Annotated in this window: 28 protein-coding genes; 22 read left to right on the top strand and 6 right to left on the bottom strand. The window is 71.6% G+C overall.

Annotated elements, in window-relative coordinates; genetic code table 11:
* Positions 1–32 precede the first annotated feature (32 nt).
* From JJI54_RS22110 to JJI54_RS22120, 3 genes are all read left to right on the top strand, one after another.
* Positions 33–578: a cytochrome P460 family protein gene (locus JJI54_RS22110; protein ID WP_203075227.1), complete on the top strand. Its 546-nt coding sequence runs from the start codon at positions 33–35 to the stop codon at positions 576–578.
* Between the two features lie 136 nt (positions 579–714).
* Complete coding sequence (locus JJI54_RS22115; protein WP_203075228.1) at positions 715–1,371, top strand: DUF1028 domain-containing protein; 657 nt, start codon at positions 715–717, stop codon at positions 1,369–1,371.
* A gap of 10 nt (positions 1,372–1,381) precedes the next feature.
* On the top strand, positions 1,382–2,557 hold the full coding sequence (locus JJI54_RS22120) for a M20 aminoacylase family protein (protein ID WP_203075229.1): 1,176 nt from the start codon (positions 1,382–1,384) through the stop codon (positions 2,555–2,557).
* A 126-nt stretch (positions 2,558–2,683) separates the two neighbouring features.
* Here JJI54_RS22120 and JJI54_RS22125 read toward each other — a convergent pair whose 3' ends face one another.
* Positions 2,684–4,411 carry a cation:proton antiporter gene (locus JJI54_RS22125; protein ID WP_203075230.1) on the bottom strand — a complete coding sequence of 576 codons (1,728 nt, stop codon included), beginning with the start codon at positions 4,409–4,411 and terminating at the stop codon, positions 2,684–2,686.
* A gap of 65 nt (positions 4,412–4,476) precedes the next feature.
* Between JJI54_RS22125 and JJI54_RS22130 the strand changes: the two genes are divergently transcribed.
* The 3 genes from JJI54_RS22130 to JJI54_RS22140 all read left to right on the top strand — a co-directional run bounded on the left by JJI54_RS22130 (position 4,477) and on the right by JJI54_RS22140 (position 6,294).
* The gene (locus JJI54_RS22130; protein ID WP_203075231.1) at positions 4,477–5,286 is read left to right on the top strand and encodes an alpha/beta hydrolase; all 810 of its coding nucleotides are present in this window, start codon (positions 4,477–4,479) and stop codon (positions 5,284–5,286) included.
* Positions 5,283–6,005: an SDR family NAD(P)-dependent oxidoreductase gene (locus JJI54_RS22135; protein WP_203075232.1), complete on the top strand. Its 723-nt coding sequence runs from the start codon at positions 5,283–5,285 to the stop codon at positions 6,003–6,005. The genes JJI54_RS22130 and JJI54_RS22135 overlap by 4 nt, the downstream gene beginning before the upstream one ends.
* Before the next feature lie 97 nt (positions 6,006–6,102).
* Positions 6,103–6,294, top strand: a complete 192-nt coding sequence (locus tag JJI54_RS22140; RefSeq protein ID WP_203075233.1) for a hypothetical protein — start codon at positions 6,103–6,105, stop codon at positions 6,292–6,294.
* 241 nt (positions 6,295–6,535) lie between these two features.
* Here the strand turns inward: JJI54_RS22140 and JJI54_RS22145 are convergent, their stop codons facing one another.
* A complete protein-coding gene (locus tag JJI54_RS22145) occupies positions 6,536–7,396 on the bottom strand; it encodes a TauD/TfdA dioxygenase family protein (protein WP_203075234.1) in 861 nt (286 codons plus the stop codon).
* A gap of 247 nt (positions 7,397–7,643) precedes the next feature.
* On the opposite strand from JJI54_RS22145, the gene JJI54_RS22150 reads away from it, so the two are divergent.
* From JJI54_RS22150 to ychF, 10 genes are all read left to right on the top strand, one after another.
* The gene (locus JJI54_RS22150; protein WP_203075235.1) at positions 7,644–7,790 is read left to right on the top strand and encodes a hypothetical protein; all 147 of its coding nucleotides are present in this window, start codon (positions 7,644–7,646) and stop codon (positions 7,788–7,790) included.
* A gap of 162 nt (positions 7,791–7,952) precedes the next feature.
* Positions 7,953–9,083, top strand: a complete 1,131-nt coding sequence (locus tag JJI54_RS22155) for a YeeE/YedE family protein (RefSeq protein WP_318987555.1) — start codon at positions 7,953–7,955, stop codon at positions 9,081–9,083.
* Between the two features lie 89 nt (positions 9,084–9,172).
* On the top strand, positions 9,173–9,457 hold the full coding sequence (locus JJI54_RS22160) for a c-type cytochrome (protein ID WP_226381985.1): 285 nt from the start codon (positions 9,173–9,175) through the stop codon (positions 9,455–9,457).
* Between the two features lie 11 nt (positions 9,458–9,468).
* Positions 9,469–10,740: an NAD(P)/FAD-dependent oxidoreductase gene (locus JJI54_RS22165; RefSeq protein ID WP_226381986.1), complete on the top strand. Its 1,272-nt coding sequence runs from the start codon at positions 9,469–9,471 to the stop codon at positions 10,738–10,740.
* The gene (locus tag JJI54_RS22170) at positions 10,740–11,177 is read left to right on the top strand and encodes a thiosulfate oxidation carrier protein SoxY (RefSeq protein WP_203075239.1); all 438 of its coding nucleotides are present in this window, start codon (positions 10,740–10,742) and stop codon (positions 11,175–11,177) included. The genes JJI54_RS22165 and JJI54_RS22170 overlap by 1 nt, the downstream gene beginning before the upstream one ends.
* Positions 11,174–11,497: a thiosulfate oxidation carrier complex protein SoxZ gene (soxZ, locus tag JJI54_RS22175; RefSeq protein WP_203075240.1), complete on the top strand. Its 324-nt coding sequence runs from the start codon at positions 11,174–11,176 to the stop codon at positions 11,495–11,497. The genes JJI54_RS22170 and soxZ overlap by 4 nt, the downstream gene beginning before the upstream one ends.
* A gap of 133 nt (positions 11,498–11,630) precedes the next feature.
* Positions 11,631–12,326, top strand: a complete 696-nt coding sequence (locus tag JJI54_RS22180) for a 50S ribosomal protein L25/general stress protein Ctc (RefSeq protein ID WP_203075241.1) — start codon at positions 11,631–11,633, stop codon at positions 12,324–12,326.
* A gap of 118 nt (positions 12,327–12,444) precedes the next feature.
* Positions 12,445–13,020, top strand: a complete 576-nt coding sequence (pth, locus tag JJI54_RS22185; RefSeq protein ID WP_226382015.1) for an aminoacyl-tRNA hydrolase — start codon at positions 12,445–12,447, stop codon at positions 13,018–13,020.
* Entirely contained in the window at positions 13,020–13,490 is a 471-nt protein-coding gene (locus tag JJI54_RS22190) for a hypothetical protein (RefSeq protein WP_203075243.1), read from the top strand. The genes pth and JJI54_RS22190 overlap by 1 nt, the downstream gene beginning before the upstream one ends.
* A gap of 6 nt (positions 13,491–13,496) precedes the next feature.
* Complete coding sequence (ychF, locus tag JJI54_RS22195) at positions 13,497–14,591, top strand: redox-regulated ATPase YchF (RefSeq protein ID WP_203075244.1); 1,095 nt, start codon at positions 13,497–13,499, stop codon at positions 14,589–14,591.
* A 145-nt stretch (positions 14,592–14,736) separates the two neighbouring features.
* On the opposite strand, the gene JJI54_RS22200 is transcribed toward ychF, so the two are convergent.
* Complete coding sequence (locus JJI54_RS22200) at positions 14,737–16,785, bottom strand: M3 family metallopeptidase (RefSeq protein ID WP_226381987.1); 2,049 nt, start codon at positions 16,783–16,785, stop codon at positions 14,737–14,739.
* A gap of 77 nt (positions 16,786–16,862) precedes the next feature.
* Here JJI54_RS22200 and JJI54_RS22205 point away from each other — a divergent pair, with 77 nt between their 5' ends.
* Positions 16,863–18,035 (top strand): cobalamin-independent methionine synthase II family protein, encoded by a 1,173-nt coding sequence (locus tag JJI54_RS22205; RefSeq protein ID WP_203075245.1) that lies wholly within the window; start codon positions 16,863–16,865, stop codon positions 18,033–18,035.
* A gap of 91 nt (positions 18,036–18,126) precedes the next feature.
* Here JJI54_RS22205 and JJI54_RS22210 read toward each other — a convergent pair whose 3' ends face one another.
* Entirely contained in the window at positions 18,127–18,552 is a 426-nt protein-coding gene (locus JJI54_RS22210; protein WP_164696434.1) for a GlcG/HbpS family heme-binding protein, read from the bottom strand.
* A gap of 11 nt (positions 18,553–18,563) precedes the next feature.
* Entirely contained in the window at positions 18,564–20,528 is a 1,965-nt protein-coding gene (locus JJI54_RS22215) for an oxidoreductase (protein ID WP_203075246.1), read from the bottom strand.
* Between the two features lie 123 nt (positions 20,529–20,651).
* Here JJI54_RS22215 and JJI54_RS22220 point away from each other — a divergent pair, with 123 nt between their 5' ends.
* Genes JJI54_RS22220 through JJI54_RS22240 form a run of 5 tightly spaced genes read left to right on the top strand, consistent with a single transcriptional unit; the run spans position 20,652 to position 24,868 of the window.
* The gene (locus JJI54_RS22220) at positions 20,652–21,128 is read left to right on the top strand and encodes a tripartite tricarboxylate transporter TctB family protein (RefSeq protein WP_203075247.1); all 477 of its coding nucleotides are present in this window, start codon (positions 20,652–20,654) and stop codon (positions 21,126–21,128) included.
* 3 nt (positions 21,129–21,131) lie between these two features.
* A complete protein-coding gene (locus tag JJI54_RS22225) occupies positions 21,132–22,628 on the top strand; it encodes a tripartite tricarboxylate transporter permease (protein WP_203075248.1) in 1,497 nt (498 codons plus the stop codon).
* Positions 22,625–23,647, top strand: coding sequence for a Bug family tripartite tricarboxylate transporter substrate binding protein (locus JJI54_RS22230; protein ID WP_203075249.1), 1,023 nt, complete (start codon positions 22,625–22,627; stop codon positions 23,645–23,647). The genes JJI54_RS22225 and JJI54_RS22230 overlap by 4 nt, the downstream gene beginning before the upstream one ends.
* A gap of 1 nt (position 23,648) precedes the next feature.
* Positions 23,649–24,401, top strand: coding sequence for a maleate cis-trans isomerase family protein (locus JJI54_RS22235; RefSeq protein ID WP_203075250.1), 753 nt, complete (start codon positions 23,649–23,651; stop codon positions 24,399–24,401).
* 2 nt (positions 24,402–24,403) lie between these two features.
* Positions 24,404–24,868 (top strand): RidA family protein, encoded by a 465-nt coding sequence (locus JJI54_RS22240; RefSeq protein ID WP_203075251.1) that lies wholly within the window; start codon positions 24,404–24,406, stop codon positions 24,866–24,868.
* Here the strand turns inward: JJI54_RS22240 and JJI54_RS22245 are convergent.
* Positions 24,820–25,776: a LysR family transcriptional regulator gene (locus JJI54_RS22245; RefSeq protein WP_203075252.1), complete on the bottom strand. Its 957-nt coding sequence runs from the start codon at positions 25,774–25,776 to the stop codon at positions 24,820–24,822. The genes JJI54_RS22240 and JJI54_RS22245 overlap by 49 nt on opposite strands.
* Positions 25,777–25,822 lie beyond the last annotated feature (46 nt).

Consider the following 25,822-nt stretch of genomic DNA (forward strand, 5'->3'; position numbering starts at 1 on the left):
GCGCCCTGACAGAATGTCAGGGGGAGCGTTCCATGCGGGTTTCGATGCTGGCCGGCGCGGTGGCGATCGGCCTTCTGTCCGTCGCAGCAGGCGCGCAGCCGCGCGCGCCCTATACGCCCGGGCCGCACAATATCGAATTGCCGGCGGACTGGCAGGCCCGCTTCATCCGCTACGCCACGGTGGACAAGGAGGATCGCAAGATCATCCGGCACATGTATGTGAACCCGGAAGCCTATGCGGCGACGCGGGCCGGGCAGCCGGCGCCGGAGGGGACGCTGATCATCATGGCGGATACCCGCGCCAGGCTGGATGCGCAGGGAAGGCCGCTGCTGGATACCGCCGGGCGCTTCATCCCGGAGCCCGGCTGGATCGCGATCGGCGTGCAGCAGAAGGAGGCCGGCTGGGGCGAGGGCTACGGCCCGGACCAGCGCAACGGCAACTGGGAATACGCGGCCTTCGACGGGGCGGGGCAGCGGCGGAACATCCCGCTGAATTCCTGCTTCGGCTGCCACCTGGGCGCCCGCGCGCAGCAGGACTTCACCTTCACCTACTGGGACCATGCGGTGGCGCGGCGCTGACAGCGCCACCCACTTTGTTCTTGGGGCCGCAAGGCGGCCCCCGCGCGCAGGGCACCCTTGCCGCCAGGCGCCCCAGCGCGTAGGCGCGTAAGGCAAGCGGCCGGAGGCCGCGCCCGCCGTCTGAGGGCCTGGATTTATGACCTTTTCGCTGATCGGGCGCTGCGCGCGCACGGGACAATTCGGGGCGGCGGCGACGACCTCCTCGCTGGCCGTGGGGGCGCGGGTGCATGCGGTGGCGCCCGGCGTGGGGGCGGTGCTGACGCAGCACCGGACGGATCCGCGCCTCGGCCCGCGCGGCATCGGGCTGCTGCGGTCCGGCTGCACGGCGGCGGAGACCATCGCGGCGCTGGTCGCCTCCACGCCTGACCACAAATGGCGGCAGCTGGCGGCGATCGACGCCGCGGGGCGCACGGCGCATTTCCACGGCGCGCGGGTGAAGCCGGAACACGGCGCGGCGCACGGCGCGGATGTCGTCGCCATCGGCAACATCCTGTCCTCGAGCCGCGTGCCGGATGCCATGGCGGCGGCCTTCGCGGCGGACCCGGACCTGCCGCTGGCGGAACGCCTGCTGCGCGGGCTGGAAGCGGGGGAGGAAGCGGGCGGCGAGCATGGCGAGGTGCGCTCCGCCAGCCTGCTGGTCTATGGTGAGCACGACTTCGCGCTGGTCGATCTGCGCGCCGATGGCCATGCGAAGCCCATCCCCGCGCTGCGCGCGCTGTGGGAGGAATATGCGCCGCTGGTCGATGCCTATGTCGTCCGCGTGATCGACCCCGACAACGCCATCGCGCTCTGAAGGAACAGCCATGCCCATCATCAACCGCATCGCCGCCCTGCAGCCCGAGATGGAGGCCTGGCGCCGCGACCTGCATGAATATCCGGAGCTGCGCTTCGAGGAGAGCCGGACGGCGGAGCAGGTGGCGAAGCTGCTGGCCTCCTGGGGCATCGAGGTGCACACCAACATCGCCAGGACCGGCGTGGTCGGCGTGCTGCGCGGCACCGGCAATTCCGGCCGCACCATCGGGCTCCGCGCCGACATGGACGCGCTGCCGATGACGGAGGCGACGGGCCTGCCCTATGCCTCCAAGAACCCGGGGCGCATGCATGCCTGCGGCCATGACGGGCACACGACCATGCTGCTGGGCGCGGCGAAGTACCTGGCGGAGACGCGCAACTTCGACGGCACGGTGCATTTCATCTTCCAGCCCGCGGAGGAAGGCGGCGCCGGCGCCAAGGTGATGATGGATGAGGGCCTCTTCGCCCGCTTCCCCTGCGACACCGTCTATGGCGTGCACAATGATCCGTCGCTGCCGCTGGGCGAGGCCGATGTGCGGGACGACGTGATGATGGCGGCCAGCGACACCTTCTTCATCACGGTGCGCGGGCAGGGCGGGCATGCGGCGCGGCCGCATGGGGGCATCGATCCCATCGTGGTGGGCGCGCATATCGTGGCCGCGCTGCAGACCATCGTCGCGCGGCGGGTCGATCCGCTGGAATCGGCCGTGATCTCCACCACGCAGTTCCATGCCGGGACGGCCACGAACATCATCCCGGACGAGGCGACGCTCTGCGGCACGGTCCGCACCCTGAAGCCGGAGGTGCAGGATCTGGTCGAGGCGGCGATGCGGCGCGTGGTGGAGGCGACGGCGGCGGCGCATGACGCGGTGGCGGAGTTCAGCTACCAGCGCGGCTATCCCCCCACCATCAACCATGCGGAGCAGGCGCGCCGCGCGGCGCGCGCGGCCTCCAGCGTGCTGGGCGAGGGCAAGGTGCGGCGCGACATGCCGCCGGTGATGGGCGGCGAGGATTTCAGCTTCATGCTGCTGGAACGGCCGGGTGCCTATCTCAAGCTCGGCCAGGCGGCGGGGGCCAAGGGATCGGCGCCGGTGCACACGGTGCAGTACGATTTCAACGACGACCTGCTGCCGGTCGGCGCCAGCTACTTCGCGACGCTGGTGGAGCAGGAGATGCCCAGGGGGTAGGCGGGCCCCGAAGAAGAGCAATCTGCGGCCGGCCTCAGGCCGGCCGAGGCCGCGAACGCGGCCCGCCGCTTATGCGGCGAAGCCAAGCGGCCGGAGGCCGCGCCCGGCGTTTGAGGGCAAGAATACTCACCCTCCGGCGATGTCCTCCATCGCGCGGCGGCGGAGGACGTCGATCGTGGCCTGGGCGGTGGAGGCGGCGACGCCCAGGCGCTGCATGGCGTAGTCCGCCATGCCGAGCGCCGTCTCACGCTCCCCCATCAGCACCAGGCCGGTGCCGGCGATCTCCTGCTCCAGCCAGGCGACTTCCTCGTCGCTATGGGTGCGGACCACGGCATGGATGCCGGGCCGCGCGGCGCGGGCCTCGCGCAGCACCTCCCGCGCCTGGGGGGCATCGGGCAGCGCCACGACGATGAGGCGCGCGCGTTCCGGGGCGGCGGCGTGGAAGACCTCCGGCCGCGTGGCGTCGCCCCAGACGGTGGGGATGCCCTGGGCGATGAGGCGTTCCGCCCCGGCGCGATCCTCCTCCACCACGATCAGCGGCAGGTGATGGCGGCGCAGCGCCGCGATGACGACGCTGCCGACACGGCCGGAGCCGACGACGATGGCGTGGTCCGCCAGCACCGGCCAGGGAAGCTGCGGCGGCAGGGCGGGGCGGGCTTCGGGGCGCGCCAGGCGCGCCTCCAGCCACGGCGCCAGCGCCTCCGCCGCCTTCAGCAGCAGGGGCGTCGCGATGATGCTGCCGACGGCGGCCATCAGCACGGGGCCGCGCACGGCATCGGGCAGCAGGCCCTGGCGGATCGCGACCTCGGTCAGCAGGAAGGAGAATTCGCCGATCTGCGCGATGCCCGCGGCGACGACCAGCGCGACGCGCGGGGCCACGCGGAAGGCCAGCATGACGGCCAGCGCGCCGCCGCCGATGCCGAGCAGCACGGCGGCCAGCGCCGCGACGGCGGCCAGCGGCGTATCCCCCACCACGCTGAGGTCGAGCAGCAGGCCGACCGAGACGAAGAAGATGGCGGAGAAGATGCGGGCCAGCGGCGTCGCCTCCGCCGCCGCCTGGTGGCCGACATCGCTTTCCCCCAGCACCACGCCGGCGAAGAAGGCGCCGAGGGCGAAGGAGACGCCGAAGAGGGAGGAGGCCAGCACCGCGACGCCGAGCGCGGCCGCCAGCACGGCCAGGGTGAAGAGCTCGCGCGAGCCCCCGCGCGCCACCCGCACCAGCGCCCAGGGCAGCGCGCGGCGGCCGGCCAGCACCATCACCAGCGCGAAGGCGATGAGGGAGAGCGCGGCCTTGCCCACATCCAGCGCCAGGCCATGCCCATCCCCGCCCCCCGCCAGCGCCGGCAGCAGCACCAGGGCGAAGACGACGACGAGGTCCTGCATCACCAGCCAGCCCAGCGCGAGCCGCCCCGGCGGGCCGCCGAGCTTGCCGCGTTCCTCCAGCGCGCGGGTGGCCACCGCGGTGGAGGAGATGGCGAGCGCGAGGCCGAAGGCGAGGGACGCACCCGGCGGCAGGCCGAGCAGCCCCTGCCCCACCAGCGCGCCGAGCCCCATGGCGACGCCGATCTGCAGCACCGCCCCCGGCACCGCGACGCGCCACACCGCCAGCAGGTCCGCCGGCTTGAAATGCAGCCCGACGCCGAAGAGCAGCAGCGCCACGCCGATTTCCGCCATGGCGGCGACCATGCCCCGTTCCGCCAGCGATCCCGGCAGCCAGGGGCCGATGACGATGCCGGCGGCGATGTAGCCGATCAGCGCGGGCATGCGGAGCAGCCGCGCCCCGCTGCCGAGGAGGAAGGCGAGCAGGATGCAGGCGACGATGGTCGCGAGCATCGGGTCGGGTCCATGGGGCATGGCGCGACCATAGCGGAGGCTGACGCCCGTTGCCCATCACGCTCCCCCTTGCCACGATGGGCGGGATGCGTGCCCCCGACCCCTTCGACCTGATCTTCGCCCGCGGCTCCATGCTGGCCTGGGACCCGCCCGTCCCCCGGCCCGGCGCGCCGGCGCTGCTGCTGCTGCACGGCGCGGCCTGCGGCCCCTGGGTCTGGGCGGAGGGCTTCGGCGCCCGCCTGGCCGCGGCGGGCTTCCCCGTCTTCGCGCCCGGCTTCAACCGCGGCTCCACCCAGAGCCCGGCGGGGCTGGCGGATTACGCGGATGATGCGCGGGCGGCGATCGCGGCCATCCACCGGCCGGTGGTGATCGTCGGCCATTCGCTGGGCGGGCTGGTGGCGCAGCGGCTGCTGGACCAGCCGGGGGTGGCGGGCATCGCGCTGCTGGCGCCGGCGCCGCCGGAGGGGCTGGCCTGGGCCAATTGGCGGCTGGCCATGGCGGACCCGCCGCTGTGGCGCGCGGTGGCGCGGATGACGGAGCCCGGCGCCGGCGCCGCCCAGGCGGCGCTGCTGCGGCGCGCCCTGTTCGGCCCCGCCATGCCGGAGGCGCTGGCCCTGCGCCACATCGCGCGCATGGGGTCCGAAAGCCGCAGCGCGCTGCTGGAAGCCCAGGCGCCGCAGCCCGTGCCGCCGGCCTGGGGCGTGGGCAAGCCCGCCGTGGTCTATGGCGCGCGGCGGGACCCGCTGGTGCCGCCCGATGCGGTGGTGCGCACCGCCGCCTGGCACGCCGCGCCCTTCGCGCTGCTGGACGGCGTGGCGCATGCGATGATGCTGGATTGGGGCTGGGAAAGCCTGGCGGACCGCCTGCTGGCCTGGGTGGAGGAAAGCTGGAAGTGAGCGACGCGGTCCTGATCACGGGGGGTTCCGGCGGCATCGGCCGCGCCATCGCGCGCCGCGCGGTGGAAGCGGGGCTGAGCGTCGTGAACCTCGACCTCCGCGCCCCCGAGGAGCCCCTGCCGCGCGAGGCCTTCTTCGAGTGCGACTTCGCCGACCTGGCGTCGGCGCGGGGCGTGCTGGCGGAGGCGGCGGCCAGGCATGGGCCGCTGCGCCTCGTGAACAATGTCGGCGTGGTGAAGCCCGCCAGCATCGAGGAGACGACGCCGGAAGACCTGGCGACGGTGATGGATGTGAACCTGCGCAGCGCGCTGCTGGCGGCGCAGGCGCTGCTGCCCGGCATGCGCGCCGCGCGCTTCGGGCGGATCGTCAACATCGCGTCGCGCGCCGCGCTGGGGAAGGAACTGCGCAGCGCCTATGGGGCCAGCAAGGCGGGGCTGATCGGGCTGGCGCGCACCTGGGCGCTGGAACTGGCCGCCGACGGCATCACGGTGAACGCCATCGGGCCGGGGCCCATCGCGACGGAACTGTTCCGCCGCGCCAACCCGGACAACAGCCCGCGCACGCGGGCGATCATCGAGGGGGTGCCGGTGAAGCGGCTCGGCACGCCGGAGGATGTGGCGCATGGCGTCCACTTCTTCCTGGACGAGCGGGCGGGCTTCGTGACGGGGCAGGTGCTGTATGTCTGCGGGGGGATGACGGTGGGGCTGGCGCCGGTTTGAGCGCAGCGGGGGCGGGGGTCGCCGCGCTGACCCGCCCCCGACCGCGATGGCCCACGGCGCCGCGGCGGGCGGCCCGTCATGATGTGCGAGGCGTTGCATGGCGAGACAGGAGCCCGTGGCGGATGACGAAGCGAGGGCGCGCCTGGTGAAGATCACCGGCGACCGGCCCGAGGACGTCGCCGCCATGCTGATCGAGGACGTGCGCGCGCTGCTGGCGGCCGTGGATGCGCAGCTCAACGACTATGTGGCGCTCGGTTTCATGACGCCGGCCGAGGCCAACGCGTACTGACCGGCGACCGCGTCACCGGCGGCGCGGTCGCCGCCAAGCCGGCACGCGACGCGACAATGGCCGGATCCTGCGGAGCGGCGCGCCGATGAGGCCTCCCGGAAACCTCACATCGCGATCCCGCCCGGGCGGGCAGTCCTACGGCAGGGAGAATATCACCGTGTCACGGCGCGCCTGGCAAAGGATAGCCAACCCGGAAGGGATTGCCAGCATCACCAGCGCCCACGCCGGATCACCAGCCAGCCTACCCCGCCGAAACCCAGGGCGTGACGAGGTCGGCGGGGCCGAGGGGGCGGCTGCCGCTCACCATGGTGCGGTGCAGGCGCCAGGCGGCGGGGAAGGCGGCGCGGTGCAGGACCGCGCGGTTGTCCCAGACCACCAGGTCGCCGGCCTGCCAGCGATGGCGCAGCGTGATGGCGGGGTCCGTCGCCGCGGCCAGCAGGCGGTGCAGCAGAGCCTCGCCCTCCGCCTCCGGCAATCCGCGCACCCGCGCCGTGGTGTCATGGTCCAGCACCAGGGCGCGACGGCCCGTCACGGGGTCGATCCGCACCAGCGGGTGCACCACCGGGGCGAGGCCGGCGGCGCGGCCGCGGGGATGGGCATGCTCCACCGAGAGGTACTCGATCCGGTCCTTCAGATGGGGATCGAGCCGCGCATAGGCCGCGACCTGGGAGGCGAAGGCGATGACCCCGCCCTCGGCCGGGACCTCGGCGGCGAAGAGGGCGGAATAGCGGCTCGGCGCCTCGGCCCAGGTCATGTGGGCGTGCCACTGGGCGTGGCGGTCATCGGGCTCGTCCTGCTCCAGCACCACCTCCGGCAGGCCGGGCAAGGCGAGGCGCGTCAGCGGGTGGCGGGACAGCGTGCCGAGGCGCGCGGTGAAGCCCGCCTGCTGCACCGGGTCCAGCGCCTGGCCGCGCAGCACCACCACCTCATGCGCCTCCAGCGCCTGGCGGAGCGCCTGGGCCGCGCCCTCATCCAGATCGCGCGTGACGTCGAGGCCCAGGATCTCCACCCCGAAGGCGGGGTGCAGGGGGCGCGCCTCCAGGCCGCGGGCGGAGAGGGGCGCCGGGCGGGCGGGGAGGATGGCGGCGGGGAGCGAGGACATCGGGAGGCGGCTTTCCGGCGGCGGGGACGGGCAGGCGATGGCGGGGCCGAGGGCAGGCGCTGAGCGTCAACAGCGCCTGTGGATCGCGGTCCCTGGGCCCGGCATGGAAAACCCCCTTGGCTTCGTGGAATGGAGATATACCGATCCGATACCGCGAGTCCACCGCCAACCATTCCCCGATCCGCTAAAAACGACGTCATGTCGTGCATCCCTTGATCGCGCTGTGGAATCTGTGGAACATCGGGCCATGGCTGATCCTTCCCCCCGCGCGAGGCCCCGCGCGACCCCTCTCCTCGCCTTCCTCGAAGGCCCCGCCGCGCTGGCGCTGCGGGCCGTGCTGGTGGCGGGCGCCACCGTGGCGGCGCTGGCGGCGCTGGGGCTGATGCACCCGTGATGGAAGCCGCGATCTAGGGCTGGCTGGCCGTCATCCTGCTCTCCGCCCCGCCGGTGGAGGCGGAGGCGGAGGCGCTGCTGGTGGCGAGCGTCGTCCTGTAGCGCCGCGGCGCCGGCCCCCCTATCTGGCCCCGGACGGGACGGGGGTGCGGGCGTGATCGGGGTGGCGATTCTGCTGGTGGGGGGCGGCGCGGCCTGGCTGGCGCCGCATTCGGCCTTCTGGCTGCTGGGCGCGGCGCTGGGCTTCGTGCTGTTCCAGGCCAGCTTCGGCTTCGCCGGCGCCTTCCGGCGGCTGCTGGCGGAAGGCCGCGGCGCGGGGCTGCGCGCGCAGATGCTGCTGCTGGCGGTGGCGACGCTGCTGATGCTGCCGGCGATCGAGGCCGGCAGCCTGGCGGGCGCGCCGGTCAGGGGCTTCGTCTTCCCCGTGGGCGTCGCGCTGCTGGCGGGCGCCTTCCTCTTCGGCATCGGGATGCAGATCGGCGGCGGCTGCGCTTCCGGCACGCTCTACACGGCGGCGGGCGGGCAAGGGGCGCGGATGTGGATCACGCTGGCTTCCTTCATCGCGGGGGCGACGCTGGCGGCCTGGCAATACGAGGCCTGGGCGGATTGGCCCGGGATCGGCGCGGTGTCGCTGCCCGGGGCGCTGGGGCTGTGGCCGGCGGTGGGGCTGAGCCTCCTGGCCTTCGCGCTGGTCTTCGGCGCATCCCGCGTCATCGAGCAGGCGCGGCATGGCGCGGTGGAGCCGATGGGCTGGCGGCCGCGCGGCCCCTTCCCCGCCATCCTCTGGCGCGGGCCCTGGCCGATGGCCTGGGGGGCGCTGGGGCTGGCGCTGCTGTCGGTGGCGACGCTGTTCCTGGCGGGGCGGCCCTGGGCCATCACCGCGGCTTTTCCCCTCTGGGGCTCCAAGATCGTGGAGGCCCTGGGCTGGGACGATCCGGCCTTCTGGCCTTTCTGGGAGGACCCGACCCGGACGGAGGCGCTGCTGCGCCCCGTGCTGGCGGACCGCACGACCGTGATGGATCTCGGCCTGATGGCGGGGGCCTTCCTGGCGGCGGCGCTGGCGGGGCGGATGGCGGGCTGGCGCTGGCCACGGGCGGGGGAGGCCGCGGCCTCCGTCATCGGGGGGCTGCTGCTGGGGGTGGGGGCGGTGCTGGCCTCGGGCTGCAACATCAGCGCCTATCTCGGCGGCATCGCCTCCGGCAGCCTGCATGGCTGGGTCTGGATCGTGCCGGCGCTGCTGGGCAATGCGGTGGGGCTGCGGCTCAGGCCGCTCTTCGGCCTGGGGCGCGCGTGATTCGCGGCATTTGACACCATCATTTCGTGCATTGTAGCAACATCCACGGAACGACGCCTGATGTCGCCGGGGAACGAACGATGATGCGCATGACACTCCTCGCCGCCGCGCTCGCGGCCGGGCTGCCGCTGGGCGGGGCCCGCGCGCAGGCACCGCTGGTGGCCGAAGGCTGCATCGGCTGCCACGGCCCGAACGGCGCGGGTGCCAGCGGGGTGCCGGCGCTGGCGGGGCGGGACCGGGCGGAGCTGGTGGCGCTGATGGCCGCCTTCCGGGCGAATGAGCGCCCCGCGACCATCATGGGCCGCGTCGCCCGCGGCTATACGGAGGCCGAGATCGCCGCCGCCGCCGACCATTTCGCCCGCCTGCCGCGCTGAGGATGCACGCCATGACCCTCTCCCGCCGCGCGCTGCTGGGCGCCGCCGCCATCCTCGCCACCCCGTCCCTTTCCCGCGCGCAGGGCCAGGCGCGGCTGCTGGTGGTCGGCGGCGGCTTCGGCGGCGCCTCCGCCGCCGCCTTCGCCCGCCGGCGCTACCCGGAGCTGGCGGTGACGCTGGTGGAGCCGAAGACGCGCTTCGTCACCTGCCCCTATGGCAATCTGGTCATCGGCGGCGTGCGCCAGATGGGTGACATCACCCATGGCTATGACGGGCTGCGCGCCAGGGGCGTGCGCGTGGTGCATGACTGGGCGACGGGGATCGACGCCAACGCAAAGCGCGTGCGGCTGGGTGGCCGGGAGACGCTGGACTACGACCGGCTGATCCTCTCCCCGGGCATCGCGCTGCGCTGGGGCGCGATCGAGGGCTATGACGAGGCCGCCGCCGAGCGCCTGCCCCATGCCTGGGTCCCCGGCGATGGCGCGCAGACCCTGCTGCTGCGCCGGCAGCTCGAGGAGATGCCGGATGGCGGCGTGGTGGGGCTGGCGATCCCCGGCAACCCCTTCCGCTGCCCGCCCGGCCCCTATGAGCGCATCAGCATGATCGCGGGCTACCTGAAGCGCCACAAGCCGCGGTCCAAGATCCTGGCGCTGGATGCGAAGGATGCCTTCAGCAAGCAGGGGCTGTTCCAGGATGGGTGGAACGCCCTCTATCCCGGCCTGATCGAATGGGTGCCGGCCAACCGCGATGGCCGCGTGACGCGGGTGGATGCGGCGGAGCGGGTGCTGGAGACGGAATTCGGCACGCGGCACAGGGTGGCGGTCGCCAACGTCATCCCGCCGCAATCCGCCGCCCGCATCGCGATCGAGGCCGGGCTGACCGACCAGTCCGGCTGGGTGCCGGTGAACCCGGTGACCTTCGAGAGCCGCGCCGCACCGGGCATCCATGTGGTCGGCGACGCCAACATCCCCGGCCCCATGCCGAAATCCGGCTACATCGCGAATTCCACGGCCAAGCAGGCGGTGGCGAGCGCGGTGGCGTCGCTGCGGGGCGAGGCGCCTCCCCAGGCCCTTTACTACAACACCTGCTACAGCCATGTGGGGGAGGATTACGGGATCTCCATCGTCGGCATCTTCCGCCCGAATGCGGAGGGGACGGCGATCGTCGAGGTGCCGAATTCCGGCGGCGTCTCCCCCCGCGGCGACCTGCCGGAGCAGCGGCGGCTGGAGGCGACCTATGCCGATAGCTGGTATGAGAGCATCACGAAGGACATGTTCGCCTGATGGCCCCTGCCCTTACCCGTCGCGCCGGCCTCGGCCTGCTGCTGCTGGCGCTGCCGGGCGGCGCGCTGGCACAGGAAGACGCCGTCGCGGCCGCGATCCGGGAGCAGGTGGGCGACACGCCGGCGACCGAGGGCGGGATCACGCTGCGCGCGCCGCCCGTCGCGGAGAATGGCGGCCAGGTCCCCATCACCGTGCTGGTGGAAAGCCCGCAGACGGCGGAGGCCCACGTCACCGCCATCCATGTCTTCGCCACCCGCAACCCGACGCCGGGTGTCGCCAGCTTCCGCCTGACGCCGGTGATGGCGCGGGCGGAGGTGCAGACGCGCATCCGCCTGGCGGAGGACCAGCGCATCATCGCCGTGGCGCAGCTGAGCGACGGCACGGTGCGCCGGACGGTGGCCGAATTGCGCGTGACCACCGGGGGGTGCCTGTCGTGACGCTCGCGACCCCCCGCATCCGCGTCCTCCGCAGCGCCCGGCCGGGCGAGGCGGTGGAAATCCGCGCCCTGATGGAACACCCGATGGAGACGGGGCTGCGCCAGGAAGGCGGGCGCGCCGCACCGCGGGACATGCTGCAGCGCCTGACCGTTTCCGTGAACGGGGCGCTGGCCTTCCAGGCGGAGTTCCGCAACGGCACCTCCGCCAACCCCTACCACGTCTTCTTCCTGAAGCTGGACCGGACCAGCGAGCTGGTCTTCACCTGGACGGATGAGCAGGGGCGCAGCGCCCGGGCCCAGGCGCGGGTCACGGTGGGCTAGGAGGGGGGCTGAATCCGGCCCGCGAGGCCGGTTTTCCGCGCGGAGCCTTGCGTCCGGGCGCCCTATCCGCTAGGCGTCGCCCCGCGTCGGCACCCCTGGAGGCCGGCGCTTTTCTTTTCAAAGGAGCCTGGCAATGGTCCAGACTGTTCGGATCGAGGCTGTGGCGCGCGAGCACGCAGGTAAGGGGGCAGCACGCGCGACCCGCCGTTCGGGGCTTGTCCCCGGTGTCGTCTATGGCGCCAAGCAGGAAGCGACCCTCGTGGCGCTGGACCCGCGCGACGTCATGAAGGAACTGACCAAGGGCGGCTGGCAGTCGCACCTCTATGAGGTGGCGGTGAAGGACGGCCCGACGGAGCGCACCATCATGCGCGACGTGCAGTTCGACCCGGTGACCGACCGCCCCGTCCATGTCGATTTCCAGCGCGTCGCCCCCGGCGCGCGTATCCGCGTCCGCGTCCCGGTGTCCTTCCTCAACGAAGACACCTCCCCCGGCATCAAGGCCGGCGGCGTGCTGAACGTGGTGCGGCGCGAGGTCGAGGTGATGGCCGAGATCGACAAGGTGCCGGATGGCTTCCAGATCGACCTCGGCGCCGCCAAGGTGGGCGAGAGCCTGCGCTGGTCCGCCATCAAGGACAATTTCGGCGCCCGCCCGGTGATCGTCGGCCGCGACTTCGTCGTGGCGACCATCGCCGCGCCGACCACGGATGAGTCGCTGGCCCCCGTGGCCGCGGCCCCGGCGCCGGACCCCAAGGCCAAGGGCAAGGGCGGCAAGGCCGCCGCCCCGGCCAAGGCTGCCGCGGCCCCCGCCGCGCCCGCCAAGAAGAAGTGAGTGACCGCCGGCGCCGCTCCCCCCGGGGAAGCGGCGCCGGCCCCCATCATCGATGCCCGGGCCGGGCCGCGCGGCAGTGCTGCCCGGCTTGCGCAGGGCTGCGGAGGATGTCGTGGCGCTGTTGTGGGTTGGCCTCGGGAATCCGGGGCAGGAACACGCGAAGCAGCGCCACAACATCGGCTTCATGGCGATGGACGCCATCGCCCGCCGCCACAATTTCTCCAGCTGGCGGAAGCGCTTCAAGGGCCAGGTGGCGGAGGGCAGCATCGGCGGCACCAAGGTGCTGGCGCTGAAGCCCGAGACCTACATGAATGCCAGCGGCGATTCCGTGCAGCAGGCCGCGGCCTTCCTGAAGCTGGCGCCGGCCGATGTCTGGGCCTTCCATGACGAGCTGGACCTGGCGCCGGGCAAGGTGCGGGTGAAGAAGGGCGGCGGGGCCGCGGGCCATAACGGGCTGCGCGACATGCAGCGCGCCTTCGGCAGCCCGGATTTCTGGCGCGTGCGGCTCGGCATCGGGCATCCCGGGCACAAGGACCGCGTCCATGGCCATGTGCTCGGCAATTTCGCCAAGGTCGATACCTGGGTGGAGCCGCTGCTGGACGCGGTGGCCGATGCCGCGCCGCTGCTGGCCGCGGGCAAGGCCGAGGACTTCATGACGCGCATCGCACTTCTGACGCAGCAGGGACCGGCGTGATGCAGGATGAGGACGGCATGTTCGGGGGCGATTTCGGCGGCCCCGGCCCCGAGGATTTCGCCAATGGCGCCGCGGCGCTGGCGGCGGGGCTGATCCGGGAAGCGCAGGCGCTGGCCGGCGCCGCCGCCGCGCTGCGCGCCACCGGCAACCCCAACCCGCCCGGCGTGGCGGCAGCCGAGCCGATCTCCGACGTGCGCCGCCTGCGCATGGTGCTGCACACCGCCGGCGAGGCCGCGCTGCGCGCGGCGCTGGCGCTGGATGCGGCCGCCCTGCTGGCGGAGAACCGCAGCCCGCAGGAACACGCCATCCGCATCGCCGATGCCGCCAAGCGCGTCGGCCTGCCGCCGGCGACGCTGGCGCCGCTGCTGCGCGCCGCGGCGCTGGATTTCCGCACCGACGACGCGGCGGCGCGCATCGCCGCCTCCACCCTGGCAGCCGATCTCTGCGCGCTGCTTGCTCAGGAAGGCTGATCTCCCATGGGTTTCAACTGCGGCATCGTCGGCCTGCCCAATGTCGGCAAGTCCACCCTGTTCAACGCGCTGACGGCCACCGCCAGCGCCCAGGCCGCGAACTACCCCTTCTGCACGATCGAGCCGAATGTGGGCCGCGTGGCGGTGCCGGATCCGCGGCTCGGCGTGCTGGCGAAGATCGGCAAGTCCCAGAAGATCGTGCCGACCAGCCTGGAATTCGTGGACATCGCCGGCCTGGTGCGCGGTGCCTCCAAGGGCGAGGGGCTGGGCAACCAGTTCCTGGCGAACATCCGGGAGGTGGATGCGATCGTCCATGTGCTGCGCTGCTTCGAGGACGACGACATCACCCATGTCGAGGGCAGCGTCGATCCGGTGCGGGATGCGGAGACGGTCGAGACGGAGCTGATGCTGGCCGACCTCGACAGCCTGGAGAAGCGCAGCATCGGGCTGCAGAAGCGCGCGCGCGGCGGCGACAAGGAAGCGGGCGCGCAGCTGGCGCTGATCGAGCCGATCCTGGCCGCGCTGCAGGAGGGCAGGCCCGCCCGCACGGCGATCCCGAAGGGGGAGGAGGAGGCGGTGCGCCGCCTCCAGCTCATGACCTCCAAGCCCGTGCTCTATGTCTGCAACGTGGAGGAAGCCTCCGCCGCCAGCGGCAATGCCTTCAGCGCGCGGGTGTTCGAGATGGCGAAGGCGCAGGGGGCCAAGGCCGTCATCGTCTCCGCCGCCATCGAGGCCGAGATCAGCCAGATGGCGGATGCGGACCGGGCGGAGTTTCTGGAGTCGCTGGGCCTGGCCGATAGCGGGCTCGATCGCATCATCCGCGCGGGGTATGAGCTGCTGGGCCTGATCACCTATTTCACGGTGGGGCCGAAGGAGACGCGGGCCTGGACGATCGTGCGCGGCACCAAGGCGCCGGGCGCGGCGGGCGTGATCCATGGCGATTTCGAACGCGGCTTCATCGCGGCCGAGACCACGGCCTATGACGACTACACGACGCTGGGCGGCGAGCAGGGCGCCAAGGAAGCCGGCAAGATGCGCGTCGAGGGCAAGGAATATGTCGTGAAGGACGGCGACGTGTTGCTGTTCAGGTTCAACGTGTAGCCTGTTGCCCAGGGGAAACGCCGTTTCCCCCGTACCCCCTTTGCCAAGGGCCAGCGGGCCCTTGGAACCCTTGTTTTGACGATGGTCCAGGGGGCTCTGCCCCCTGGTGGATGGGGTATGGGGAAGGCAAAGCCTTCCCCATCAATCACGCTGCCAGCCCCCGTTTCCTGAGCAGCGCATCCACCGCCGGCTTGCGCCCCCTGAAGCCCACATAGAGTTCCATCGGGTCCCGCGTATCCCCGGCCTCGAAGACCTGCCGCAGCTTCGCGGCCAGGTCCGGGTGGAAGGGGTCGCCCGCTTCCTCGAAGGCCTCGAAGCCGTCGGCGTCCAGCACTTCCGCCCACAGATAGAAGTAGTAGCCCGCGGCATAGCCGCCGCCCGCGAACAGATGCCCGAAATGGATCGGGCGGTGGCGGAGCCCGATCGCCTCCGGCATGCCGATCGACTGGAGAAAGTCGCTTTCGAAGCCGGCGAGGTCGAGCGTTTCCGGCGCCGCCACGCGGTGCAGCGCCAGGTCGATGAGGGCGGAGGAGACGTATTCCACCGTCGCGAAGCCCTGCCCCTCATTCCGCGCCGCCAGCAGTTTCTCCAGTACCGCCTCCGGCAGGGGCTCGCCGGTCTCCACGTGCCTCGCATAGCGGCGCAGGACGTCCGGCACGCTCAGCCAGTTCTCCATCACCTGCGACGGGAATTCGACGAAGTCGCCCAGCACCGCGGTGCCGGATTGCGACGGGTAGCGCGCGGTCGAGAGCAGCCCATGCAGCGCGTGGCCAAACTCATGGAACAGCGTGCGCGCATCGTCGAAGGACAGCAGCGTGGGGGATGCCTTCGCCACGTTGTTGTTGTTGACGATGATGGGCGAGACGCGGCCATCCAGCGCATCCGCCACACGGAAGCTGCTCATCCAGGCGCCGGACCGCTTGCCCGCGCGGGCGAAATTGTCGAGGAGGAAGACGCCGCGATGCGTGCCGTCGGCCTCCGTCACCTCGAAGGCGCGGACATCGGGGTGGTAGCGCGGGATGTCGGCGCGTTCCTCGAAGCGGATGCCGAACAGCCGCTTCGCCGTGTCGAAGACGGCGGCGAGCATGGCGTCCAGCGCGAAATAGGGTTTGAGCGCTCCGGCATCGATCTCGTGCTTGGCCTGGCGGGCGCGCTCCGCCCAGAAGCGCCAGTCCCAGGCCTCGATGGGGTCGTTGTGGCCGGCGGCGCGGGCCATGGCGGCCAACTCCTCGCGCTCCGCCGCCGCGCGGGCCTTGGCGGGCTCCCACGCCGCGCGCAGCAGGCCCTCCGCGGCCTCCGGCGTGCGGGCCATGGTGTCCACCAGCCGGTACTCCGCGAAATCCGTGTGGCCGAGCAGCCGGGCGCGTTCCGCCCGCAGGGCCAGGATCTCCCGCACCAGGGATGCATTGTCGCGGTCGGGATGCAGCGCCCCGCGGGCGACCCAGGCGCGCCAGGCACGCTCCCGCAGCGCGCGTTCCGTCGAGAAGGTCAGGAAGGGCTCGACGGAGGAGCGCGCGAGGGTGATGACGTAGCCCTCCTGCCCCCGCTCCTTCGCGGCCTCCCGCGCCGCCTGCACCAGGCTGTCCGGCAACCCGCCGAGCTGGTCCTCGGCCAACGCCAGGGTCCAGTCATTCTCGTCGGCCAGCACGTTCTGGCCGAAGGCGGTGTGGAGCGTCGCAAGGCGCGTGGAGAGTTCCGTCAGGCGGTCGCGCGTCGCCTGGTCCAGCGCCGCGCCGGATCGCAGCAGGCCCTGGTAGCGGCGGTCCAGCAGGCGCCGCTGGTCGGGGGCGAGGCCCAGGGCATCGATCCGCACATGCAGCGCGGCGACGCGCCGGAAGATGCCGGGATCCAGCGCGATGGCGGAGCGGTGGCGGGCCAGCTTCGGCGCCCAGTCCCGCTCCACCGCCTGCAACTCCGGCGTCGCCTGGCTGAGCGTCAGGTTGAAGAAGACGGAGGCGATGCGGGTCAGCAGCGCGCCCGACCGCTCCAGCGCCTCCATCGTGTTGGCGAAATCGGGCTCGGCCGGGTTGTCGCCGATGGCGGCGATCTCCGCGCGATGGGCGTCCAGCGCGGCCTCGAAGGCCGGCGCGAAATGCCCGGCCCGGATCAGGTCGAAGGGCGGCACGCCGAAGGGGGTGGTCCAGGGGGCGAGGAGCGGGTTCTCGGTCATGCGATAGTTGTGGGGTGCCGGCATGCGGGGGTCCAGACCTACTCGACAGGATCGCGCGATCCGGTAGCGTCGTCCCCAAGCACCCGGGACGGAACGTGACCATGAAGCACAGCGAGACGCGCATCCTGACCACCCATACCGGCAGCCTGCCGCGCCCGGCGGCGCTGACGAAGCTTTATGCGCGGCGCGTGCGGGGGGAGGCGGTGGACCCCAAGGCGATCGAGGCGGAGGGCCGCGCGGCGCTGCTCGGCGTGATCCCGAAGCAGATCGAAAGCGGGCTCGACATCATCAACAATGGCGAGCAGCAGCGGGAAAGCTTCGTGCTGTATCTCCGCCACCGGCTCAGCGGCCTTGGCGACAGCAGCAGCCGCACGGGCTGGGCGGACCTCGATGCCTATCCCGACTACAAGCAGCAGGTGAAGGAGCTGGCGGGGAAGCAGGAGGCCGTGACCAACACGGATTTCCTGCCCGCCGCGATCGGGGAGGTCCGCTACCTCGACCCCGCCGCCGTCAACGATGAATGCACGGATTTCCGCCAGGCACTGGCGGCGCATTCCGGCAGCTATGCGGAGGCCTTCCTGACGGCGCCCTCCCCCGGCATCATCGGATCCATCGTGCAGAACCGGCACTATGACAGCGAGGAAGCCTATCTGGCGGCGCTGGGCGATGCGCTGCGCGTGGAATATGAGGCGATCGTCGCGCAGGGCTTCCTGCTGCAGCTGGATTGCCCCGACCTGGCACTGGAACGGCATTGTTCCTATCGCGACCGGCCGCTGAGTGACTTCCTCGGCTTCTGCGAACGCGTCATCACGGCGATCAACCGGGCCATCGCGGCCATCCCACGGGACCGCGTGCGGCTGCATGTCTGCTGGGGCAATTACGAGGGCCCGCATGACCATGACGTGCCGCTGGAGGACATCCTGCCGATCGTCACGCAGGCCAATGTCGGCGGCTTCGTGCTGCCCTTCGCCAATCCGCGCCACGCGCATGAATACAAGGTCTTCGCGAAGCACCCGCTGGCGGAGGACCAGATCCTGGTCGCCGGCGTGCTCGACACCACCACCAACTTCATCGAGCACCCCGAGGTGATCGCCGACCGGATCGAGCGCGTGGCGCAGGTGATGGGCGATCCGCGGCGTGTGCAGGCCGGCACGGATTGCGGCTTCGATACCTCCGCGGGCCGCGGCCGCGTGGCGAATGACGTGGTCTGGGCCAAGCTGAAGTCGATGCGCCAGGGCGCGGAGATCGCCTCCGCCCGCCTGTTCAGGAACTGATCGCGATGTGCTGGTTCTGCATGGGCCCCGACGCGCAGGGGCTGCGCGCCGAGGCGATCGAGGATGAGGAGGAGGAGGCGCCGGAGCCGGTTCAGGAAACCGGCGCGCCCACTGCCTCCAGCGCCGCGCGGGCCACTTCCATGTCATCGGAATAGTGGCCGCCGGAGACACCGATGGCGCCGATCATCTGGCCTTCCTCCATCACGGGATAGCCACCGCCGAAGATGGTCAGGCGCGGCGTATGCGTGATGCCGTGCAGCAGCGGCGGGTCGTTCTTGATGAAGTCCCACCAGACATGCGTGGCGATGCCGAAGGAGGACGCCGTCCACGCCTTGTCCTGCGATATCTGGATGGCGAGGTGCGCGGCGCCGTCCATGGCGTGGAAGGCCTTGAGCTGGCCGCATTCATTGACGATGGCGATGCACATCGCCTTCTTCAGCTCCCGCGATTTCGCGACCGCGGCCTCGATCATCCGCTGCGCGGTGTCGCCATCGATGCTGCGCTTGATGATGGACATTGGCGTTCCCCCTATACCGCCCGCGCGGCGATCTGAGCCTCGACCAGCGCGACGGCGACGCGGCGCGGCGCATAGGCATCACCGACCAGATGCGTGCGCTCCACCCCCGCGCGCTTCAGCGCTTCCACCAGGCCGTTGCGCGATTGCGCCTGGCCGATCCAGAGCAGCGCGGCGCAATCCTCCACCCAGCCCTCACGCCCCGTGAGGTAGTGGCGCAGCACCACGGCGCCGCCCTCGATCCGCACGGGGGCCATGGAGGTGCGGTATTCCGCGCCGGCCTTGTCCAGTTCGCGCAAGGTCGCGATGCGCGATACCATCGGCAATTCGCGGAAGGGCTCGAAGAAGCGCGTGGTGACCATGAGCTTGCCGAGCGGCGCGACCGCTTCCGCGATGGCGGCGGCCCAGTAGTAGCCATCCTCATCCATCAGCAGGATGCGCTTCGCAGACCCGCCACGCAGCGACGCCAATTCGCCGATGGAGGTCGGCGCCAGCACCGGCACGCTGCCATCGCCGGGCAGCGAGGGTGCGATCGCCTGCGCGCCGGCCGCGACGATCACGGCATGCGGCTGCTCCGCCATGATCGTCGCAAGTGTCGCTTCCTCGTTGAGGCGCACCTCCACCCCCGCGCGCTTCAAGGCGCCTTCCTGGAACAGCGTCAGGTGCCGGACCTCGCCGCCCAGCGGGAAGTGGCTGGCGTCGCGGAACTTGCCGCCGAGGACGGCATCGCGTTCGAACAGCACCACGCGGTGGCCGCGCTCCGCCGCGATGCGCGCGGCCTCCATGCCCGCGGGGCCGCCACCGACGACAACGACGGTGTTGCTGACGGCCCGCTTCAGCTTGCCGAAGAAGTGCTCCCGCCCCGCCACGGGGTTGGTGGAGCAGCCGATGGGCTCGCCGCTGCTGATCCAGTCCCAGCACTGGTTGCAGGCGATGCAGCGGCGGATTTCCGCGGCACGTCCCGTCCGCGCCTTGTTCGCCCAGTCGGGATCGACGATCAGCGCGCGGCAGAGCCCGACCATGTCCCCGTCGCCGGATGCGATGATGCTCTCCGCCTGGTCGGGCGTCTGCACGCGCGTGGATTGCACCACGACGCAGTCATCGCCCACCGCGCGCTTCACCGCGGCCTGGATGCCGCGATAGGCCTCCTGCGGCCAGTGGCGGTCGGGCAGGTGGGTATCGATGGTGTTGAAGTTGCCCTGGCTGAGCGAGACGTAGTCACACAGCCCCTCCCGCGCGAGCCTTGCCGCGATCTCGCAGGCCTGGTCGGCATCGATGCCGCCGGCTGTGAATTCCTCCACCGCCAGGCGATAGCCGATGATGGCGCGGTGGCCGATGCGCCGGCGCACGCCCTGCAGGATCTCGGTCGGGAAGCGCAGCCGGTTCTCCAGGCTGCCGCCATAGCGGTCGTCGCGCTTGTTCGTGTAGGGCGAGACGAACTGGCCGATCAGATGGCCCTGCGCGCCATGGATCTCCACGCCATCGGCGCCGGTCTCCATGGCGTTGAGGGAGGCGGAGACGAAGGCCTCCACCATCTGCTCCACCTCCACCGTCGTCAGCGCATGCGGCGTGCCGCCGGAACGCGGGCAGGGAATGGCGGAGGGCGCGATCAAGGTGCCGACGCGCCGGCCGAGATGCTGGCGGCCGCCATGGTTGAGCTGGAAGACGAAGAGCGCCCCGGCATCATGCACCTGGCCCACCAGCTTGCGCAGCCCCGGGATGGGCCCGCGGTCGAACAGCGGGATGGCCTGCGGCGTCACCGCATCCCCGGGATGCACGCGCGCGGCTTCGCTGACCACGACGCCCGCACCACCTTCGGCAACGCTGCGATAGAAGGCCAGCATACGCTCGCCCACGCGGTTCATCTCCGCGAGGTTGGAGGTGGTGGCGACGCGCATGACGCGGTTGCGCGACGTCGCCTGCCCGATCCGCACCGGCGTGAACAGCCGTGGAAAAGCCTGAACGTGTCCGCCGTCCATGCGCCGGATGTCCTCCCGATTGGGGCTACCCTATGGCCATCGGGTTGTACGGACAAGGTAGCTTGCGCGACCGGTGCGTATCGCGCGATGCTGGAAGCGGGAAGAAACGACACCAGGAATGCCATGGCGCGTCTCGACGCAGCGGTCAGCCTGTTCTGGGTCATGCTCGGCATCGCGCTGTGCTGGAGTTCGCGCTCGCTCGGCCTGAGCGACCCGAGCGGCCCGGGCTCCGGCCTCTTCCCCTTCCTGGCGGGGGTGCTCGTGCTGGGCGGCGGCGTCGGGCTGCTGCTGCGCCATGTGGCCACGGGCGGCCGACCCGCGCCGGGTGAGGAGATCGCGCCGCAATTCTGGGAAGCGCCCGGCGCGCCCTTCCGTGTCCTCGTGCTGGTCGTCGTCGTCGCGGGCATGATCCTGGCGGTGCCGTGGCTCGGCTTCGCGCTGGCCGGCGTGCTCGGCCTGCCGCTGCTGTTCCGCGTCATCGCGCCGGAGAAATCCTGGGTCTCCGCCATCGTCACCGGCATCGTGGCCGCGGGCAGCATGCACCTGCTTTTCGCCGTGGCCCTCGGCACGCCGCTGCCGCGCGGCCCCCTCGGGTTCTGAGGCATGGACCCGATCGTCGGCCTGCTGGCGGGGTTCGAGGTCATCCTGACCTGGCAGAACATCCAGTTCATCTTCATCGGCAGCGTCATCGGCACCCTGATCGGCGTGCTGCCCGGCATCGGCCCGCTGGCCGCGCTGTCCCTGCTGCTGCCGGCGACGGTGGCGCTGCCGCCGGTGGGCGCGGTGGCGATGCTGTGTGCCATCTTCTACGGGTCGATGTATGGCGGATCGATCACCTCCGTCCTCGTGAACATCCCCGGAGAGGCCGCCTCCGTCGTCACCTGCCTCGATGGCTATGCGATGGCGAAGCAGGGGCGCGCGGGCGCGGCGCTGGGCATGGCGGCGCTGGGGTCGTTCATCGCGGGCACGGTCGGCATCGTGGTGCTGTGCCTGGCGGCGCCGATGCTGGGCGCCTTCGCCATCCGCATGGGGCCGCCGGAATACGCCGCGCTGATGCTGCTGGGCCTCGCCTGCACCATCCTCATGATCCAGGGATCGGCGCTGAAGGGCGCGATCATGATCGGGCTCGGCGCCTGGCTGGCCGCGATCGGCATGGACATCGTCACGGGCGAGTTCCGCTTCACCGCGGGCAGCGTCGATCTCTCCGCCGGTATCGAATTGCTGGCGGTGGTCATCGGGCTGTTCGGCGTGTCGGAGATCCTGCTGAATGTGGAGCAATCCGCGCGCGGCATGGCGGTGAAGGCGAAGCTGTCCAACCTCTGGCCCAATCGCGCGGATTGGAAGGCGTCCTGGGCACCGATCCTGCGCGGCACGGGGCTCGGCTTCGCCATCGGGCTGCTGCCGGGGGGCGGGCCCGTCACGGCGTCCTTCCTCTCCTACGCCGTGGAGCGGCGCGTCGGGAAGAACCCGGAGAGTTTCGGTAAGGGGCGGATCGAAGGCGTGGCGGGGCCGGAGGCCGCGAACAACGCGGCGGTGTCCTCCGGCATGATCCCGCTGCTCTCGCTCGGCATTCCCGGCAATGCGGTGACGGCGCTGCTGATGGGCGCGCTGATCATCAATGGCGTGCAGCCCGGCCCGACCATGATGATCGACCGCGCCGATGTCTTCTGGGGCGTGATCGCCAGCCTCTATATCGGCAATGTCTTCCTGCTGGTGCTGAACCTGCCGCTGGTGGGGCTCTGGGTGCAGCTGCTGCGCGTGCCCTATGCCGTGCTGTTCCCGGCCATCCTGCTGCTGGCGCTGGTCGGCACCTATTCGGCCAACCGCAACCTCTTCGACCTCTGGGTCATGCTCGGCTTCGGCGTGGTGGGCTGGTTCCTGCGCAAGCTGGGCTATGAGCTGGCGCCGCTGGTGCTGGCCTTCGTGCTGGCGCCGCTGCTGGAACAGTCGCTGCGCCAATCCATGGTGATGTCGCCCGACGGGGCGATGATCTTCCTCCAGCGCCCGCTGGCGGCGGTGATGATCGCCGCCGCCGTCGGGATCCTTCTGCTGGTCGTCTTCAAGCGCAAAACAACAACCCTTGTGGGAGGAACAGCATGACCATCACCCGACGCGGCCTGCTTGCCACCGGCGCCGCCCTGCCCTTCGCCGGCGCGGCCCTGGCGCAGGATGCGCATCCCGCGCGCGCCGCGCTCAATGCCATCAAGCCCGCGGGCTATCCGCGGGAGCCGATCGAGATGGTCGTCGTCTATCCCGCCGGCGGCGGCATGGACATCACCGGCCGCGTCGTGCAGCGCTTCTTCGAGCGTGTGACCGGCGAGCGCAGCTTCGTGAACAACCGCACCGGCGGCGCCGGGCTGGTCGGCCATACCTGGCTCGCGACCCAGGCGCCGCATGACGGGCACGCCATCGGCATCATCGCGAACCTCGTCATCTCCGACGCCGCGCGATCCCAGGGCCGCTGGCAGGTCAGCGACCTCGACCACATCGCGCATCTGAACGCCGAGCCGCTGAACCTGATGGTCAATGCGGAAGGCCCCTTCAAGACGGGCGGGCTGCGCGGGCTGCTGGAGGCGGCGCGGGCGCGGCCGGGCACCATCCGCGTCGCGAACGTCGTCGGCGGCTACTACGAATACCTGATCGAGCAGCTGGAACAGGCCAGCGGGTCGCGCTTCCTCAAGGTGCCCTTCCAGGGTGGCGGCCCGGGCATCACGGCGCTGCTCGGCAACAATGTGGACCTCGCCTTCGGCTTCTTCGCGGAGGTGCGCGGCCACATGCAGGGCAACCGCCTGCTGCCCATCGCGGTGACGGGCCGCCAGCCCACCGCCTTCCTGCCGGAAACGCCGACGGTGAACAGCGTGATCGGGCGGGATGACGTGAACTGGGGCGTCAGCCGCTGGATCGCGGTGCCGAAGGCGGTGCCGGCGGATCGCAAGGCCTGGCTGGCCGCGGCCTTCCGCGCCGCCGTCGCCGACCCCGCGCTGGTGGAGGAATTCCGCACCCTCGGCGCGCTGCCCGACCCGGCGCTGGACACGCCGGAGAAGCTGAACGCCGCGGTGGCGCAGATGGCGGAAGCCGAGCGCGCCTACCTGGTCGCCTCCGGCCGGGTTCCGCGCTGACATGCCGGACGTGTTGGGGTGGCGCGGCTGCTTCGGGGTGGTCACGCCCTCCACCAACACGGTGGTGCAGCCGGAATACGACACGATGCGCCCGCGCGGCATCACGAACCATGTCGCGCGGATGCATATCGCCAATGATCCGCTGAACAGCGATGCGGATTTCGACACGCTGATCAGCCGCATCGATGCGGCGCTGGAAGCCGCACTGGAACGGGTGCTGACGGCGCAGCCCGACCGCATCGTGCTCGGCATCTCCGCCGAGAGCATCTGGGGCGGCGGCCTGGCCGCCGCCCGCGCCATCCAGGATCGGGTGGACCGCATGACCGGCGGCCTGCCCTTCACCCAGGCGGCGGATGCGCTGCCCGCCGCGCTGAAGGCGCTGGGCATCACCGGGCCGGTCGGGCTGGTGACGCCCTACTTCCCCGTGGCCCACAGCCACCTCGTCAACTACCTCGCGGAGATCGGCTGCGAAGTGGTGGCCGCGAAGCATCTGCAGCGCCCCTCCCCGGTCGGCATCGGGCTGACGCCATTGGCCACGCTGCGGGATGCCATCAACGAGGTGAACCGGCCGGAAGTCCGCGCCATCATCCAGTTCGGCGCCAATTTGCCGATGATGCATCTGGCGGCGCAGGCGGAGGCCTGGCTCGGCAAGCCCGTGCTGGCCATCAATGCCGTCACCTACTGGCACGCGCTGCGCAGCCACGGGATCACGGACCGCATCGCGGGCTGCGGGCGGCTGCTGGAGGAGCATTGAGCATGGCCACCAACGAAGAACGCCTGGCCGCACTCGGCGTCACGCTGCCGCCGCCCTTCCGGGACGAGGCGAATCGCGTGCGCGCGCTGCGATCCGGCATCCATGTCTATATGAGCGGCCACGGCCCGCTGGGCGAGGGCAATGTGCCGCTCGTCGTCGGCAAGCTCGGCCGCGAGCTTTCCATCGAGCAGGGGCGGGAAGCCGCGCGGATCACGGGGCTCTGCTGCCTCTCCACGCTGCGGCATTACCTCGGCACGCTGGATCCGGTGGTGCGCTGCGTGCGCGTCATGGGCTTCATCAACTGCGCGCCCGGCTTCAACCGGCCGTCGGAGGTGCTGCACGGCTTCTCCGACCTCATGGTCGATGTCTTCGGGGAGGGCGGGCGGCATTGCCGCTCCGCGATCGGCGTGGCGGAGCTTTATTCCGACATCCCGATCGAGGTGGAGGCGCTGTTCGAACTGGGTTGATACGCCAGCATCGGCTCGATCACGCCGCGCAGCGCCTCCGCGAAGACGCCGGAGAGCACGGGCTGCGCGGCGCGTTCCGCGGTGAAGAGGCGGAGCGTCTGGGATGGCAGGGCGCGATCCTCGATGGGCACGAAGGCGAGGTCGCCGCGCGCTTCCTCCGGCTGGATGTTCAGGCGGTTCAGCAGCGTCACGCCCTGGGCGAGGACGGCGATGCGCTTCATCACCTCCACCTCATTCGCCTCCACGATGGGGTCGGGGCGCAGGCCGCCGCGGGCGAGGCCGGCTTCCACCAGCGGGCGGAGCGACATGCCCTCCGCCGGCAGCACCAGCCGGGCGGCCAGAAGGTCCGCCAGGCGCAGCGAGGCGTGGCCGGCCAGCGGATGGTCCGGCGGCATGACGGCGCCGAGGCGGCATTCCCAGGCCATCAGCGTCGCGATCCCGCGCTGCCCCTCCGCGCCATAGGCCAGGCCGAGATCGGCACGGCCCTCTCGCACCGCGGCCAGGATGTCCGCGAGTGACAGGCGCTGGAAGACCAGGCGCATCCGCGGCCGCGCCGCGCGGGCGGCCAGCACCGTGCGGGCGATGAGTTCGGGGCCGAGGCCGCCCATCATCGCGACCGTCAGCGTTCCGCCATGGCTGCCGCGCATCTCCTCGATCAGCGCGGCCGTGCGCTCGTGGTCGGCCAGCGTCCGGCGGATATGGGCGACCAGCGCCTCCCCGGCCGCCGTCAGCCTTAGCCGGTTCGGCAGGCGGTCGAAGAGGGCCACGCCCATCTCCGCCTCCAGCGCCAGCAATTGCCGGTTGATGGAGGAGGCGGAGACGGAAAGCCGCGCGGCGGCGCCCCGGATGGAGCCGTGACGCGCGACCTCATCGAGGTAGCGGAGCATCCGCCCGTGCAGGGATCGCATGGCGCCAGCCTGCCGGGGTGCTGCCCGGAAGGCAACGCCCCGCGCG

This window comes from Falsiroseomonas ponticola (assembly GCF_016805305.1).
Taxonomy (GTDB): domain Bacteria; phylum Pseudomonadota; class Alphaproteobacteria; order Acetobacterales; family Acetobacteraceae; genus Falsiroseomonas; species Falsiroseomonas ponticola.